The sequence below is a fragment of the Novosphingobium sp. ES2-1 genome, assembly GCF_015169775.1.
Lineage (GTDB): Bacteria > Pseudomonadota > Alphaproteobacteria > Sphingomonadales > Sphingomonadaceae > Novosphingobium > Novosphingobium subterraneum.
The window spans coordinates 282,117-297,199 of sequence record NZ_CP063446.1; the positions used below are offsets into that span (position 1 = coordinate 282,117).

The window sequence follows — 15,083 nt, forward strand, 5'->3', positions numbered from 1 at the left end:
TGCAATCACCCGCCGCACAGGGAGCGCATTCGGAGAGCACGCAATGGCAGGCATGGTACCGTTCGATTGGGAAGACGCACTGGGGCTGGACGGCCTGCTTACCGATGATGAACGGATGATCCGTGATGCCGCACGCAGCTTCGCGCAGGATCGCCTTGCCCCCCGCGTGATCGATGCTTTCGCCAACGAGCATACCGACCCTGAAATCTTCCGCGAGATGGGCAGCCAGGGCCTGCTTGGCGTGACGTTGCCCGAGGACTACGGCTGCGCCAACGCCGGTTACGTATCCTACGGCCTTGTCGCCCGCGAGGTGGAGCGGATCGATTCCGGTTACCGCTCGATGATGAGCGTGCAGTCCAGCCTCGTGATGTTCCCGATCTTCGAGTACGGATCGGAAGAGCAACGGCGCAAGTATCTGCCCAGGCTGGCCACCGGCGAATGGATCGGCTGCTTCGGCCTGACCGAGCCTGACGCGGGGTCGGACCCGGGCGGGATGCGCACGGTGGCCCGGAAGGTCGATAGCGGTTATGTGCTCAACGGCGCCAAGACCTGGATTTCCAACGCACCGATTGCCGATGTCTTCGTCGTCTGGGCCAAGAGCGAGGCGCATGGCGGCGGCATTCGCGGCTTCGTGCTGGAAAAGGGCATGAAAGGCCTGTCCGCGCCCAAGATCGAGAACAAGGTCAGCCTGCGCGCCTCGATCACGGGCATGATCGTGATGGACGATGTCTTCGTTCCGGACGATGCGTTGCTGCCGAACGTGCAGGGCCTGAAAGGTCCGTTCGGCTGCCTCAACCGCGCGCGCTACGGCATCTCATGGGGCGCACTGGGAGCGGCGGAGTTCTGCTACCACGCGGCGCGGCAATATGGTCTGGATCGTCATCAGTTCGGCCGCCCGCTGGCAAGCACGCAGCTTTACCAGAAGAAGCTCACCGACATGCTGACCGAAATCACGCTGGGCCTGCACGCCTCACTGCAAGTCGGCCGCCTGATGGACGCCGGCAGGTTCGCGCCCGAAATGATCTCCATCGTCAAGCGCAACAACGTCGGCAAGGCGCTCGACATTGCTCGCATGGCGCGTGACATGCACGGCGGCAACGGCATCTCCGGCGAATATCAGGTGATCCGCCACATGGTGAACCTCGAGACGGTCAATACCTACGAGGGCACGCACGATGTCCACGCGCTGATCCTCGGCCGCGCCATCACCGGCATCGCTGCGTTCTGATCAGGAGTTGACCATGAACGCGGCGCTGCTTGTGGCGGTCACGCCATCGCGCCGCGCCATGGCCTGACCGATCAGCAACAGCGCCGGGCCATCGCCCAGCGCCGTGCGCGCGACAAGCGGCAGCAGGTCGAGGCGCGTATGGAACTGGCGCTCTTCCGGAAGGCTCGCCGCCTCGACCAGGGCAACCGGCGTGTCGGCGGGCAGCCCGGCCTCGATCAGCCCGCGTGACACCGCGCCCGCCGACGACTTGCCCATGTAGACGGCCAGCGTCGCTTCGGGATCGGCCAGCGATGCCCAATCGAGCGAGAGCGTTTCGCCCGCACGGACATGCGCCGTCACGAAGGTCAGCTTGCGAGCGAGGCCGCGCAGGGTGAGCGAGGCGCCGAGGCTGGCTGCGGCGCCGCTGGCGGCTGTCACGCCGGGACAGATCCGCACCGCCACGCCTGCCCCGCGGCAGGCGTCCAGCTCTTCGGTGGCGCGGCCGAAGATCGCAGGGTCTCCACCCTTTAGACGCACCACGCGATGCCCCGCCAGCGCAGCTTCAACAATCAGGCTGTCGATCGTCTCCTGCGCCTTGGAATGCCGCCCGGAACGCTTGCCAACATGGACCAGCCTTGCACTCGGCACGGCCAGCGCCAGAACGCCGGGGGCAACCAGCGCATCGTGGAAGATCACACTGGCCGATGCAATCAGCCGCTCCGCCTTGCGGGTCAGCAATTCCGGATCACCCGGCCCCGCCCCGACCAGCCAGACCATGCCCTGCGGAAAGTCGTTCATTGCGCAGCCTCTTCGCATGTCTCGTTCCATTCGCGCAGCAGCCGGGCAATCGCCGGGCGGCACGAACCGCAATTGGTCCCCGCGCCACACGCCCTGCCCACTTCCGCCACGGTCCCCGCGCCCTGCTCGGCATGGGCAAGAATCTGGTTGGTGCCGATGCCGTGGCAGACGCAGACCACTGGCCCGCGATGCGGCGCAGGAGCGCTGGGCCGCGCGGCCAGCAATTCGGGAAGGTGCGCGCCACTCGCCCCCAGTTGCGCCGCGATCCACTCACGCGGTGGCAATTGCCCGATGCGGGTGATGAATAGCGCTCCGGCCATCGCGCCGCTGCCATCGCTCACGGCGAGACGGCGCATGCCACGCGCCAGATCGACCGCCTCGCTGCGATTGCCTGCGGGCAGCAAGGCATCGGCATCGACAGCGCCGTTGCCAGCGAGCTCATAAAGCCAACCGCCAGCTATCGCGGATCGGCTCCACCAGACAAGGCCCTGCGGGCTGATCGGTTCACGGCGGACAAGGAAGCCGCGCCATTCGCTGCCGACCGGCTCGATCCGGCAGGCGTTGTTCTTGAAGCCGGGCTGGCCGGACACGGGATCGACCGACTGATCGGGCAGAAGGTTGCCGCGCCCGCCACTCGCCATAACATCAGTCCAGTGCATCGGCACGAAGACCTGGCCGCGGCCTTGCGCATCGGTCACGCTCGCGCGGAACACCGAACTGCCCGCTGCCGAAACGACGCGGGCAAGCGCGCCATCGGCAATGCCTGCCTCAGCGGCATCGGCAGGATGCACCTCGAGCAGCGGTTCGCGCCGGTGCTGGGCAAGCGTGGGCGAAAGGCCGGTGCGCGTCATCGTGTGCCATTGATCGCGGTAACGGCCGGTGTTGAGGCGCAAGGGAAAATCCGGGTCGACCGGGCGGGTGCGGGGCTCGACGGGCACGATCTTCATCTCGCGGCCCTGCAGCGGATGGCGTCCTCCCCAAACGAACGGGTCAAGCGCTTCGTAATCCGCGTCGGAAATCCCGGCATGGGCGGTCAGGTCAAGAACCTTGCCGTGCTTTACCGAAAGCGCGGTCATTGCCGCATATTCGCGGAACACGGCGGCGGCGTTGGGCCAATCGAACCCTGCAAAGCCCATCGCCTTTGCAACGTCAGCGATGATTGCCCAATCCGCCCTTGCCTCTCCCGGCGCAGCAAACAGAGCGCGCTGGCGGCTCACGCGGCGTTCGGAGTTGGTGACGGTGCCGTCTTTCTCGCCCCAAGCCAGCGCGGGCAGGCGGATGTGGGCGAGCCGTGCGGTGTCTGTATCGGCGATCACGTCCGACACGACCAGCGTTTCGCACTTGGCCAGGGCCTCGCGCACGAAACCGGCATCGGGCATCGAAACGGCGGGGTTGGTGGCCATCACCCACAGGAACTTGACGCGGCCATCGTGCACGGCGCGGAACAGGTCCACCGCCTTGAGGCCGGGGGCGCTGCACATGCGCGGGGCCTGCCAGTACGCGGCGACATCGGACAGTTCGCTTTCGGAAAAGCCGAGATGGCAGGCCAGCATATTGGCAAGCCCGCCGACTTCGCGCCCGCCCATGGCGTTGGGCTGTCCGGTCATCGAAAACGGCCCCATGCCCGGCGCGTTGATGCGGCCCATGGCAAGGTGCAGGTTCATGATCGCGTTGCCCTTGTCCGTTCCCGCAATCGACTGGTTCGCGCCCATCGAGAACACGGTGACCATGCGCGGGTGCGTGGCGACGAGATCGGCCAGCGCGGCAAAGGTATCGGGCGAAAGGCCGTGTTCGCCCATCGCCGGGACCGTATCGGCAAGCCCCCGCCGGACCATCTCTGCCAGCAGCGTATTGAACAGCGCCACATCTCCATCTGGCTGGACGGGCACGTGAAGGTCAGCCTGTTCCGCCGTTTCGGTGCGGCGCGGATCGATCACCACGATCTTCGTACCCCGCGCCTCGCGCGCCGCCTCGATCCGCTGCCAGATCACCGGGTGGCACCAAGCCGTGTTCGAGCCGACAAGCAGGATCAGGTCCGCCTCGTCGAGATCATCGTAGGTGACCGGCACTACGTCCTCGCCGAACGCCCGATTGTGCGCGGCGACGGCGCTGGCCATGCACAGGCGCGAATTGGTGTCGATGTTGGCGCTGCCGACAAAGCCCTTCATCAGCTTGTTGGCGGCATAGTAGTCCTCGGTCAGAAGCTGGCCCGAGACATAGAGCGCAACACTGTCCGGACCGTGCCGTTCAACGCAGTCGCGCATCTTGCCAGCAACGAGGTGGAGCGCCTCGTCCCACCCGGCGCGGGCGTTGCCGATCATGGGGTGGAGCAGGCGGCCTTCCAGCCCCACCGTTTCGCCCAGATGCGTGCCCTTCGAGCACAGCTTGCCCAAGTTCGCCGGGTGCTGCGCATCGCCCCGGATGACGACCGCGCGCTCTCCCGTCACCTCGGCGCGAATGCCGCAACCGACGCCGCAATAGGCGCACGTGGTGCGAACCGCCCTCAAGCAGCACGCCTCCCGACAACGGCCGAGCGCAAAAGGTACATGCGGCCTGCGTCAACCTTCATCGGGACGGTAGGGACGCACCCATTGTCCTCCCCCAGCGCCTCGCCCGTCTTGAGCGAGATGTTCCAGTTGTGCAGCGGGCATGTGACGACATTGCCGTGAACGATGCCCTGCGAAAGCGGCCCCTGCTTGTGCGGGCACTTGTTCACAAGCGCATAGAACTCGTTCTTGAGCGTGCGGAACACCGCAATCTCGTCCGATCCCACGACCGGGAGCGTACGCGCAGTGCCGGGGGTGATCTGGTCTACGTGACCGATGTCGAGCCAGTCTCCGATCATTACAGGGCCTCCAGCTGAAGGGGACGCACCTCGGCAAGGTGCTGGTGCAGGTCCGCGTCCTTGCCGGCCACGCGCTCGGCCCAGGGATCGTCCTGACAGAAGGTCTGGGAATAGCGGAACCGCGCGGCGAGGCGGCGCACGCTGTCGGGATCGTCGAACAGGCCTGCCTTCACGTGATCGAGACCCACCCGTTCGATCCACGGCGCGGTGCGTTCGAGGTAGTGCGCCTGTTCGCGATAAAGCTGGATGAAGGCCGCGCAGACGTCCATCGCCTCTGCCTCGGTCGCAACCTTGCACAAGAGGTCAGTGGCGCGGACCTTGATCCCGCCATTGCCGCCGACGTGGAGTTCGTACCCGCTATCGACGCAGACCACGCCGAAGTCCTTGATCGTCGCCTCGGCACAGTTTCTCGGGCAGCCCGACACCGCGATCTTGAACTTGTGGGGCATCCACGAACCCCAGGTCATCCGCTCCAGCTTCACGCCGAGGCCGGTCGAATCCTGCGTGCCGAAGCGGCACCATTCGGACCCGACGCAGGTCTTCACGGTGCGCAGGCTCTTGCCATAGGCATGGCCCGAAACCATCCCTGCGGCATTGAGGTCGGCCCAGACAGCAGGCAGGTCCTCCTTCCTGATCCCGAAGATGTCCAGCCTCTGGCCGCCGGTCACCTTGACCATTGGCGCGTTGTACTTCTCGACCACATCGGCAATCGCGCGCAGCTCGCGCGGGTTGGTAAGCCCGCCCCACATGCGCGGCACCACCGAATAGGTGCCGTCCTTCTGGATATTGGCGTGGAGACGTTCGTTGACGAAGCGGCTCTTCTGATCGTCCTCGTACTCGCCCGGCCAGGCGCAGAGCAGATAGTAGTTCAGCGCCGGGCGGCATGACGAGCAACCATCAGGCGTGGTCCAGTGCAGTTCCTGCATCACCTGCGGGATGGCCTTGAGGCTCTTGTCGGCAATCAGGCGGCGAACATCGTCGTGGCTGAAGCTGGTGCACTTGCACAGCGTCTTCGGACCCGACTGCACCTCGCCGCCCAATGTGAGCGAAAGCAGGCTTTCGACCAGACCGGTGCACGATCCGCAGGAGGCCGAAGCCTTGCAGGTGCTGCGCACAGCATCGAGGCTGCAGGCACCGGCATTGATCGTCTCGATCACCTTGCCTTTGGAAACGCCGTTGCAGCCGCAGATTTCTGCGTCCTCTGAAAGAGCTGCAACGGCGGCATTAGGGTCCAGCAGGGCGCCTCCGCTGGCGAAGGCCTGGCCGAAAATCAGCGCCTCCCGGATGTCGGAGACATCCTCGCCCTTCTTCAGCAGGTCGAAGTACCAGTTGCCATCGGCGGTATCGCCATAGAGCACCGCGCCGACGAGCTTGTTGTCCCTTACGACAACGCGCTTGTAGAGCCCGCGCGCGGCATCGCGCATGACAATGTCCTCCGCGCCGTCGCCGCCCGAGAAATCGCCTGCCGAGAAAAGGTCGATGCCCGAGACCTTGAGCTTGGTCGAGGTGACTGAGCCTTGATAACCGCTGGGAGTCTCGCAGGCCGCATCGGCCAGCGCACGGCACATGTCCCACAAGGGGGCAACCAGACCGTAGCAGGCACCGCGGTGTTGCACGCATTCACCCACCGCCATGATCGCCGGGTCGCTGGTGACCATGTGGTCGTCAACGACAACACCGCGCTCGACTGCGAGGCCTGCCGCCTTGGCAAGGCCGGTGGCCGGGCGGATGCCGACGGCCATGACCACGATGTCGGCTGCAAATTCGCGCCCGTCCTTAAGCCTTACACCGGCCACGTGGCCATCCCGACCGATGATTTCGGCGGTGTCGGCACCGGTCACGATGGTCTGGCCGCGGCGTTCGAGTTCGGTCTTGAGCAGGTATCCCGCCGCCTCGTCGAGCTGGCGCTCCATCAGCGTCGGCATCAGATGAACGACGGTGACCTTCATGCCGCGAAGCGAAAGGCCATGCGCTGCCTCCAGCCCGAGCAGGCCACCGCCGACCACCACAGCGCAGCCGCCCTTTTCGGCGGCGCTCAGCATCTTGTCGACGTCATCCAGATCGCGGAAAGTGACCACGCCCGCCAGGTCCTTGCCGGGCACGGGGATGATGAACGGATCGGAGCCGGTGGCGATCAGCAGCCGGTCATACGGTTCGACCCGGCCCGACTTGGCCAGCACCGTCTGCGTTTCTCGGTCGATCGCCACCACCGGATCGCCGGAAACCAGCGTAATGTCGTTGTCGGCGTACCAGTCCTCGCCATTGATGACGATGTCCTCGAACGCCTTTTCGCCCGCGAGCACTGGCGAAAGCATGATGCGGTTGTAATTCACCCGCGGTTCCGCGCCGAAGATCGTCACGTCGAAACGCGCAGGATCGCGGGCAAGGATTTCCTCGACGGCGCGACACCCGGCCATGCCGTTGCCGATCACCACCAACCGCTCCTTCACGGGCGCGGTCCGGTCCTTTTCCATCAGGGTAGCAGGGGCGTTCACGCAAACGTTCCTTCGCAGACGCGTGAACACAAAAAGCCGCCCGAACGCATCCCGATTGGGAAGGTCTGGGCGGCGACGTTGCCACGCGATGTTGATCTTTCAGGCCTTGCGATTGATCCACCCGACTTTGGGCGGCGCTTGGCCTTCGTTCACTTGGCTAACCGATTCGGGGGCTGCACTGCAAGGGTTATTTTGCAGTGCAGCACGTCACTATCAGAACGCCACCTCGGCCTGCAACCACAGGATCTGGCGATCGACGCCAAACTTGTCGGCGTTGTAGTTGGCGTACTTGACCAGCCAGCCCACCTTCTTCGTCTTGAAGCCAAGGCTGGCATCCCATTCCGTGCCGAATTTCACGTTGCCCACATCGCTGCGGAATTCGTGATAGGTGACGTTCGCGTTGAGGCCCTGCACCGCCTTCACCTTCGGGAAGACCTTGGCCAGCGTGACGTAATAGTCCTCAATCCCATTGCCGGGCGTCGTCAGGAACAGGTCGGCCCAGCCGTTGAACTTGTGCAGCGTTGCCAGCGGCGTCTGGAACGACTTGCCCGCAGCCTTGTCCGCGCCCAGCTTTTCATAGCCGCCGGTCAGGGTGAAGCCCTGGTACGCCATGCCAAGCTCGCCCACCACGAAATCTGCCTCGTAGTTCACCGGGTTGCGGCCGATGTCCATCTGCCGCGCATAGCTGGCCAGCACATTGAGCTTCACCGCCTTCGACAGCGGGATGCTGCCCGACACGCGCCCGCCATAGGTCTGCGAGGAATTTGCGAACGCGAAGGCCTCGTCATAGTCGATGATGTAGGAAAAGCCCTTCACCTGCAGGGGACCAGCCTTTACCGCAGCCTGCACGAAGACGAAGTCCCCGTCCATCGCGCGGCGCGGCCCGGCTTCCGATCCGAAGATCGAATCCTGCTGGATCGCATAAGTGGCATCAATGCTGACAGGCCCGACCGTCGCTTCGGCGCGCACTGCATCGAAGGTCTGCTCGTTCTGACGCCAGCCGACCGAGCCAACGAAGCGCTGATCGTCAAGGTTGATCCGCTGCCGCCCGACGGTCAGGGCGAAGTCCTCCACCTTGTACATGATCTGCGCGCGGTTGAGGTCGATGCTCTCGCCATCGGCGACCACTGCGTACTGTGGGCGGCGCTGCGAGCTGCCGGGCAGCGCGAAGGGAAAGGCGTTGTAGTCGTTGACGAGGCCCAGTGTGCCTTCGGCCTCGACCAGCACCGAGAGGTGCGACAGCGCGTGCTTCAGTTCAACGCCTGTGCGCAGCCGCACGGTCAGCGCATCGGCATCGACCGTTGGCTGGTCCACGCCTTCATAGCGAATGCGCGCATCGATGATCGGATCGAGCGTCAGCCCCTCCTCAGCCGGTATGGGATCGCCAAACGCCGGCTTGCCAGCGGCAAACGCCGGATGTGCGAAGGCGATCGACGACGCGAGCAGCGTCGCCGTGATTGCAGTCTTTTTCATGTTTCCCTCCTGAACCCCTCAAAGAAGGCCGTTCAGGCATCCCCTCAATTTCAAGTCACCGCTCAGGCGGCGTGGGCCTTCGGCCCGTGATCGTATTCGGCCAGGAAGCGCAGGACTTCCTGACGGTAGGCGTAGAAATCCGGGTGCTTGAGCAGCGTCTTGCGATCGCGCGGGCGCGGCAGGTCGACCTTCAACACCTTGCCGATGGTGGCATTGGGGCCGTTGGTCATCATCACCACGCGGTCAGCCAGCAGGATCGCCTCGTCAACGTCATGCGTCACCATGATCGCGGTCACCTTGGTGCGGTTCCAAACCTCGACCAGCACGTCCTGCAAGTCCCAGCGCGTCAGGCTGTCGAGCATGCCGAAGGGCTCGTCCAACAGCAGCAGGCGCGGGGAGAGCGCGAAGGCGCGGGCGATGCCGACACGCTGGCGCATGCCGTTCGACATTTCCGCCGCCATCTTGTCCTTGGCATCGGCCAGGCCCACGCGGTCGAGGTAATAATCAATGATCTCGCGCCGTTCCGATCGGGTCGCGTGCGGATAGACCCGCTCAACCCCCAGTGCCACATTCTGCCGCGCGGTCAGCCACGGCATCAGGCTGGGCGCCTGGAACACCACCGCCTTGTCCGGTCCCGCCACGTCGATCTCGCGGTTGTCGAGGATGATGCCGCCCTTGCTGATCTCGTTGAGGCCTGCCGCCATCGTCAGCACGGTAGACTTGCCGCAACCGGAATGGCCGATCAGCGAGATGAACTCGCCCTTGTCCATCATCAGGTTGAAATCCTCGACCACGGTCAGCGGACCCGTAGGCGTGGGGTAGACTTTGTGGAGCTTCCAGAACTCCATGTAGCGCCGCGTCGCGCCCTTCCTCGCCGCGTCCTGATAAGCCTTGGGCGGAGGCGCGAGGTCGAGCGGGGTGACCTTGGGCAGATGCCCATAATCGCTGCCCTGCGCGGCTTTCTCGCCAGCCAGCTCGCCAAGGTAATTGACGATCTCGGTGCGCAGCTTCTGGAATTCGACGCTGTCGTTCACCGCCTCGCGATCGCGTGGTCGCGGCAGGGTCACCGGAAATATCCGGCCGATCCTTGCCGCCGGAGCTGGCGTCAGCACCGCTACCCGATCGGCGAGCAGCAGCGCCTCGTCCACGTCATTGGTGACCAGAATGATCGTCCGCTTCTCCTCTTCGCGAATACGGTCGATCTCGTCCTGCAGCTTGGCGCGGGTCAGGGCGTCGAGGGCCGAAAGCGGCTCGTCCAGCAGCAGGATCTCGGGCTCCATCGCCAGCGCGCGCGCCACCGAAACCCGCTGGCGCATCCCGCCGGAAAGCTGCGCGGGCTTGCGCTCCATCGCGTGGCCCAGGCCGACCAGTTCGACCTTCTGGCGGACCAGCGCGGCGCGCGCTTCCCTGGTGCGATCCTTGTGAACCGAGTCCACGGCGAGCGCCACGTTCTGTTCGACCGTCAGCCACGGGAACAGCGAGTAGGACTGGAACACCAGCCCGCGATCCTTGTCCGGCCCGTCAATCGCCTTGCCGCGAAGCAGGATCTCTCCGGCATCGGGTTCGACCAGACCGGCGATGGCCGAGATCAGCGTGGTCTTGCCCGCTCCGGAGAAGCCGAGGATCGCAGTGAACTCGCCTTCCTCGACATCGAGGTCGATGCCGCCAAGGACTTCGGTCACGCCACCGGACTTGCCCTCGTAGGACTTGCGGAGATCTTTCAGGGAAAGGATCGTAGCCATCGGACAATCTCCTCAGACGGTGCGGTTGCGGCTGACGAAGGACTGCAGCGCCATCATCACCCGGTCGAGGCCGAAGCCGATCAGGCCAATCACCACCACGGCAACCATGATGCGAGCGAGCGACTTTTCCGAACCATTCTGGAATTCGTCCCACACGAACTTGCCGAGGCCCGGATTCTGCGCGAGCATTTCCGCCGCGATCAGCACCATCCAGCCGGTGCCGAGCGAAAGGCGCATGCCCGTGAAGATATAGGGCAGCGAGGAAGGCAGGACGAGCCGGGTCAGCTTGGCGAACCAGCCAAGGCGCAGCACGCGGCCCACCGCGATTAAGTCCTTGTCGATGCTGGCCGTGCCGATCGCGGTGTTAATCAGCGTCGGCCAGAGCGAGCAGAGCATAACGACAACGGCAGAGATCACGAAGCTCTTGGGCAGGGTCGGATCATCGCTGCTGACCGAGGCGGAAACCACCATCGTCACGATCGGCAGCCAGGCCAGCGGGCTGACCGGGCGCATCACCTGCACCAGCGGATTGATCGCGGCATTGACGCGCTTCGACATGCCGGCAACCAGACCGAGCGGCACAGCGAACATTGTCGCCAGCACAAAGCCTGCCGCTACCGTCTCGAGGCTGGTGAAGATCTGGTCGATGAAGGTTGGCGGGCCGGTGTAGGCGTAGCCTGCGGCCACCGCTTCGGCCGCGGCAACGCGCGAGGCGGCGGCTTCGTCGAGCAGGCCCCCGAAAGCCGACCAGACATCGCCCGGCCCAGGGAGCGTACCGAGCGATGTCTGTACCAGCGGCGCCAGCAGCGCCCACAGCGCCAGGAACCCGCCGATCCCTGCCAGCGGTGGCCAGAGCGCGTCGGACGCGGCGCGGCCCGTGGGCAGCTTGATGCCGAACGGCAGCGCTCTTTCGGGTTTCGCAGCGTTCTCCGCGTTCGTCTCCGCCTCTGTTTCGGGGAGGAGGGACCCGCCCCCCTCCATGACGTCCGCTTCGGTGCCGACGAATTCGTCCTTGCGCAATGCAACCGCGTTCATCGTAATCGCTCCTGTCTTACTTCACGCCTGCCGGTGTCACCTTCTGGCCGGCCTTCAGACCGATCGAGAAGCTGGCGACATAGGCAGCGGGTTTCTTGGCATCGAAGGGCACGCCGTCGATCGCCTTGCGGGCATAGACGCGGAAGCCGTCGGTGGCGGGGAACTGGTCGGCACTGGCCTTGCCATCGGCGACGAGCGACTTGGCCGCTTCCTCATAGATGTCCGGACGATAGACCGACTTGACCGTGTCGAGATACCACTGATCACCCTTGTCCTCGGCGATCTGCCCCCAGCGACGCATCTGCGTGAGGTACCAGATGCCATCCGAATAGAACGGGTAGCTGGCCTGTTGATCGAAGAAGAGGTTGAATTCGGGCGTATCCCGTGTGTCGCCCGCGCCGAAGGTGAACTTGCCGGTCATCGACGCCATCAGCACCTTTTCATCGGCGCCGACGTACTTCGGGCTGGCGAGCATCTTGACCGCTTCGGGCCGGTTCTTGCCGCCTTCGGCATCAAGCCACATCGAAGCGCGGATCAGCGCGCGGGTCAGCGCCTTGACCGTGTTGGGATTCTTCTTCGCGAAGTCTGCCGTCAGGCCGAAAACCTTGTCGCCCGTGGTGCCCGCAATATCGGGATCGACAATGATCGGCACGCCGATCTTCTTAGCGACCGATGCCTGGTTCCACGGCTCGCCCACCGAATAGCCGTTGATCGTGCCGGCTTCCATCGTGGCGGGCATCTGTGGCGGCGGGGTGACCGAAAGCTGCACGTCGGCTCCTGTCACGCCAGCGGTATCGCCCGGCAGGTAGAAGCCGGGGTTCAGACCGCCTGCCGCCAGCCAGTAGCGCAGGATGTAGTTGTGGGTCGAGACCGGGAAGACCATGCCCATCTTGAAAGGCTTGCCCTCGGCCTTGAACTTGGCAACGACCGGGGCGAGCGCCGAGGCCGAGATCGGCATCTGCACCTTGCCATCCGGCCCCTTGGGCAGGCTGGGCGCGATCATGTCCCACACCTGGTTGGAAACCGTCACGCCCTTGCCATTGATGTCCAGCGAGAACGGCGTGACCAGCGGCACCTTGCTGCCGATCCCTGCGCCCGAGGCCAGCACCTGTCCAGCCAGCATGTGTGCGCCATCCAGCTGCCCGCCGGTCACCCCATCGAGCAGGACCTTCCAGTTCGCCTGGGGCTCGAGCGTCACGGTCAGCCCTTCCTCACGGAAGAAGCCTTTCTCTTGGGCCACGACCAGAGGGGCGATGTCGGTCAGCTTGATGAAGCCGAGCTTCAGCACCGGCTTCTCAATGCCATTGGCCGAAGCAGCAGGCTTTTCTGGCGCATCCCCGCCTTTGCCGCAGCTTGCCACGGCCACGCCCGCCAACAATGCCGCAATCATGCCCCGCCGATTGAAACCGCCCAGTCCGACCATACTCGACCACCCCTCGAATGCGGCGTGGCAAACACGAAAAAGCCGCCCGAACGCATCCCGATGAGGGAGGTCTGGGCGGCGACGTTGCCACGCGATGTAAACCTGAGACCTTCCGGATCACCGCCGCCCGTCCTTGGGTGGCACCGTGTCGGCCTGAATGCAAAGCTATGTGATTCGCCTGCTATTCGGCAAGCTTTTTTTGCACCGCAGCGAAACTTTAGCTCCGACGCTGACTTTCGATGTAGGATTCGAGCAGTTCGGGATCGAACGGCCGACAATCAAAGAAACTGTTGTTTTCCAATGTTATGACGCCCTGCTGCATGCTGACTGAAGTGGGCTTGTGCAGGCTGCCTTCGACCTTGGAACTGGCCCCCGGCAAGGGTTCGCCGGTGCCCAATAGTGCGCTGCGATAAACATCCGGGCGGAATACGCGCGCCGCCTTGGCCGCGTCAGCCGGATCGAAGGTCAGTCCATCCCACCGCACCATCTGGCTGTAGAGCCATTCGGCCTGGCTCACCCACGGGAAGTTCGCCGCCTCGCGATGCTGGAACATGAAGTCGGGGTAGTGCAGCACCTGCCCCCCTTGCGCAAGGAGCAGCCGATCGGAGATCGCGCGGCCGATCAGCGTGGCATCGCCATCGAGGTACTCTGGCCGTGCCAGAATCGCCGCATTGGCTCCAAGGTTCGCCGGATCCACGAAGTGCTCGCCCGCCTTGCGCAAGGCTCGTACCAGTGCCTCCGCCTGGCCACGGCGCTCCTCCATGACCCGCTCACGGAAAGCCAGAACCTTCTCCACACCGCGCCGCCAGATCTGCGCCGTGACCAGCACGATCTCGCCGGCGCCGCGTTCCACGGCGACGCTGTTCCATGGCTCGCCCACGCAGATCGCGTCGACCTCGCCATGCTCCAGCGCGTCCGCGCAGAACGGGGGGGCGACGGTGGTGATTTCAACATCCAAGTCGGGCTGTACACCGCAGGCCGCCAGCCAGTACCGTAGCATGTAATTGTGGCTGGAATAGCGGTGCACCACGCCAAAACGCAGCTTGCGCCCCGCCTCCTCGACATGCGCTTTCAATGCCGCGCCCACGGTTGCCGGGTCACCCAATCCTCCGCCGGGGTTCACTGCTTTGGCAAGATCGGGCCGCATCGTGATGGCGTTGCCGTTCAGCCCCAGCACGAAGGGCACCGACAGCGGCTGCGCCGGCCGGCCCCGTCCGAGCGTGGTGGCGATTGCCAGCGGGGCGACCATGTGCGCAGCATCGCTGTGGCCATAGAGCAGCCGATCGAGCACCGTGGCCCAGCTCATGTCCCGCACCAGGCGTAGCGACAGGCCTTCCTCCTCGGCAAAGCCATGCTCGCGCGCAAGGATCGGCAGGCACGCGTCCACCAGCGGCAGGAAGCCGATGGTCAGTTCGCCCGATGCGGCTTCCTCCGATGCGGCTTCGCCTGCCATCACTTCCCTCCCATCAGCTGGTGCGCCGTGACCACGGCTTCGGCAATGTCGGCAATGCGCTTGCCCTGGTTCATCGCCGTCTTGCGCAACTCGCTATAGGCCTGCGGTTCGGAAAAGCCGCGGCTGTCCATCAGGATGCGCTTGGCCTTGTCGACCAGTTCGCGTTCGGCCAGCTTGCCCTTGGCTTCGGCAAGGTCAGCCTCCAGCCGCGCGAAGGCGTTGAAGCGGCGCACGGCAAGATCGAGGATCGGCCTGATGCGGTGCGCCGAAAGGCCGTCAACGACATAGGACGAAACCCCGGCATCGACCGAGGCAGCGATCGATTCCTCGTCGCTTTCATCGACAAACATCGCGATTGGGCGGCCAAGCACCCGGCTGACGGCGAAGTATTCCTCCAGCACGTCGCGCGAGGGGTTTCCAAGGTCCATCAGCACGATGTCGGGCGCGATCTCGCCGATGCTGGCTACCAGCCCTCGCCTTTCGGTGACCACGAAGATCTCGCAGTCTTCCAGCGTCGCAAGCCCTTCGCGGATCACCGCGGCACGGCTGGCGCTTTCATCGACGATGGCAATCCGCATGGGCACGCCTAGTGCGCGGAGGACAGTCGAGTTT

11 protein-coding genes are annotated in these 15,083 nt (G+C 64.7%); 1 reads left to right on the forward strand and 10 read right to left on the reverse strand.

Going from position 1 to position 15,083, the window contains the following annotated elements; genetic code table 11:
* The first annotated feature begins 43 nt into the window (after positions 1 to 43).
* Positions 44 to 1,228 (forward strand): acyl-CoA dehydrogenase, encoded by a 1,185-nt coding sequence (locus IM701_RS16645; RefSeq protein ID WP_193828819.1) that lies wholly within the window; start codon positions 44 to 46, stop codon positions 1,226 to 1,228.
* On the opposite strand, the gene cobA is transcribed toward IM701_RS16645, so the two are convergent.
* From cobA to IM701_RS16695, 10 genes are all read right to left on the reverse strand, one after another.
* On the reverse strand, positions 1,229 to 2,005 hold the full coding sequence (cobA, locus tag IM701_RS16650; RefSeq protein WP_193828820.1) for a uroporphyrinogen-III C-methyltransferase: 777 nt from the start codon (positions 2,003 to 2,005) through the stop codon (positions 1,229 to 1,231).
* A complete protein-coding gene (locus IM701_RS16655; protein WP_193828821.1) occupies positions 2,002 to 4,512 on the reverse strand; it encodes a molybdopterin-dependent oxidoreductase in 2,511 nt (836 codons plus the stop codon). The genes cobA and IM701_RS16655 overlap by 4 nt, the downstream gene beginning before the upstream one ends.
* Positions 4,509 to 4,850: a nitrite reductase small subunit NirD gene (nirD, locus tag IM701_RS16660; RefSeq protein ID WP_039338533.1), complete on the reverse strand. Its 342-nt coding sequence runs from the start codon at positions 4,848 to 4,850 to the stop codon at positions 4,509 to 4,511. The genes IM701_RS16655 and nirD overlap by 4 nt, the downstream gene beginning before the upstream one ends.
* Positions 4,850 to 7,324, reverse strand: coding sequence for a nitrite reductase large subunit NirB (gene nirB / locus IM701_RS16665; protein ID WP_193828853.1), 2,475 nt, complete (start codon positions 7,322 to 7,324; stop codon positions 4,850 to 4,852). Before nirB ends, nirD begins: the two co-directional genes overlap by 1 nt.
* A 234-nt stretch (positions 7,325 to 7,558) precedes the next feature.
* Positions 7,559 to 8,818, reverse strand: coding sequence for an alginate export family protein (locus IM701_RS16670; RefSeq protein WP_193828822.1), 1,260 nt, complete (start codon positions 8,816 to 8,818; stop codon positions 7,559 to 7,561).
* A gap of 62 nt (positions 8,819 to 8,880) precedes the next feature.
* On the reverse strand, positions 8,881 to 10,560 hold the full coding sequence (locus tag IM701_RS16675) for an ABC transporter ATP-binding protein (RefSeq protein WP_193828823.1): 1,680 nt from the start codon (positions 10,558 to 10,560) through the stop codon (positions 8,881 to 8,883).
* Positions 10,561 to 10,572: 12 nt separating this feature from the next.
* A complete protein-coding gene (locus IM701_RS16680) occupies positions 10,573 to 11,595 on the reverse strand; it encodes an ABC transporter permease (RefSeq protein WP_230487931.1) in 1,023 nt (340 codons plus the stop codon).
* 16 nt (positions 11,596 to 11,611) lie between these two features.
* Positions 11,612 to 13,018 carry a CmpA/NrtA family ABC transporter substrate-binding protein gene (locus tag IM701_RS16685; RefSeq protein WP_193828824.1) on the reverse strand — a complete coding sequence of 469 codons (1,407 nt, stop codon included), beginning with the start codon at positions 13,016 to 13,018 and terminating at the stop codon, positions 11,612 to 11,614.
* A gap of 217 nt (positions 13,019 to 13,235) precedes the next feature.
* A complete protein-coding gene (locus IM701_RS16690) occupies positions 13,236 to 14,471 on the reverse strand; it encodes an ABC transporter substrate-binding protein (protein WP_193828825.1) in 1,236 nt (411 codons plus the stop codon).
* Positions 14,471 to 15,049: an ANTAR domain-containing response regulator gene (locus IM701_RS16695; protein WP_039338523.1), complete on the reverse strand. Its 579-nt coding sequence runs from the start codon at positions 15,047 to 15,049 to the stop codon at positions 14,471 to 14,473. The genes IM701_RS16690 and IM701_RS16695 overlap by 1 nt, the downstream gene beginning before the upstream one ends.
* Between the last annotated feature and the right edge of the window lie 34 nt (positions 15,050 to 15,083).

What these genes read in the sequence shown, in the direction of transcription:
- IM701_RS16690 (WP_193828825.1), bottom strand. Translation starts at nt 14,471, where the DNA reads ATGGCAGGCGAAGCCGCATCGGAGGAAGCCGCATCGGGCGAACTGACC.
- IM701_RS16645 (WP_193828819.1), top strand. Translation starts at nt 44, where the DNA reads ATGGCAGGCATGGTACCGTTCGATTGGGAAGACGCACTGGGGCTGGAC.
- IM701_RS16695 (WP_039338523.1), bottom strand. Translation starts at nt 15,049, where the DNA reads ATGCGGATTGCCATCGTCGATGAAAGCGCCAGCCGTGCCGCGGTGATC.
- IM701_RS16675 (WP_193828823.1), bottom strand. Translation starts at nt 10,560, where the DNA reads ATGGCTACGATCCTTTCCCTGAAAGATCTCCGCAAGTCCTACGAGGGC.
- IM701_RS16685 (WP_193828824.1), bottom strand. Translation starts at nt 13,018, where the DNA reads ATGGTCGGACTGGGCGGTTTCAATCGGCGGGGCATGATTGCGGCATTG.
- IM701_RS16680 (WP_230487931.1), bottom strand. Translation starts at nt 11,595, where the DNA reads ATGAACGCGGTTGCATTGCGCAAGGACGAATTCGTCGGCACCGAAGCG.
- IM701_RS16670 (WP_193828822.1), bottom strand. Translation starts at nt 8,818, where the DNA reads ATGAAAAAGACTGCAATCACGGCGACGCTGCTCGCGTCGTCGATCGCC.
- cobA (WP_193828820.1), bottom strand. Translation starts at nt 2,005, where the DNA reads ATGAACGACTTTCCGCAGGGCATGGTCTGGCTGGTCGGGGCGGGGCCG.
- nirD (WP_039338533.1), bottom strand. Translation starts at nt 4,850, where the DNA reads ATGATCGGAGACTGGCTCGACATCGGTCACGTAGACCAGATCACCCCC.
- nirB (WP_193828853.1), bottom strand. Translation starts at nt 7,324, where the DNA reads ATGGAAAAGGACCGGACCGCGCCCGTGAAGGAGCGGTTGGTGGTGATC.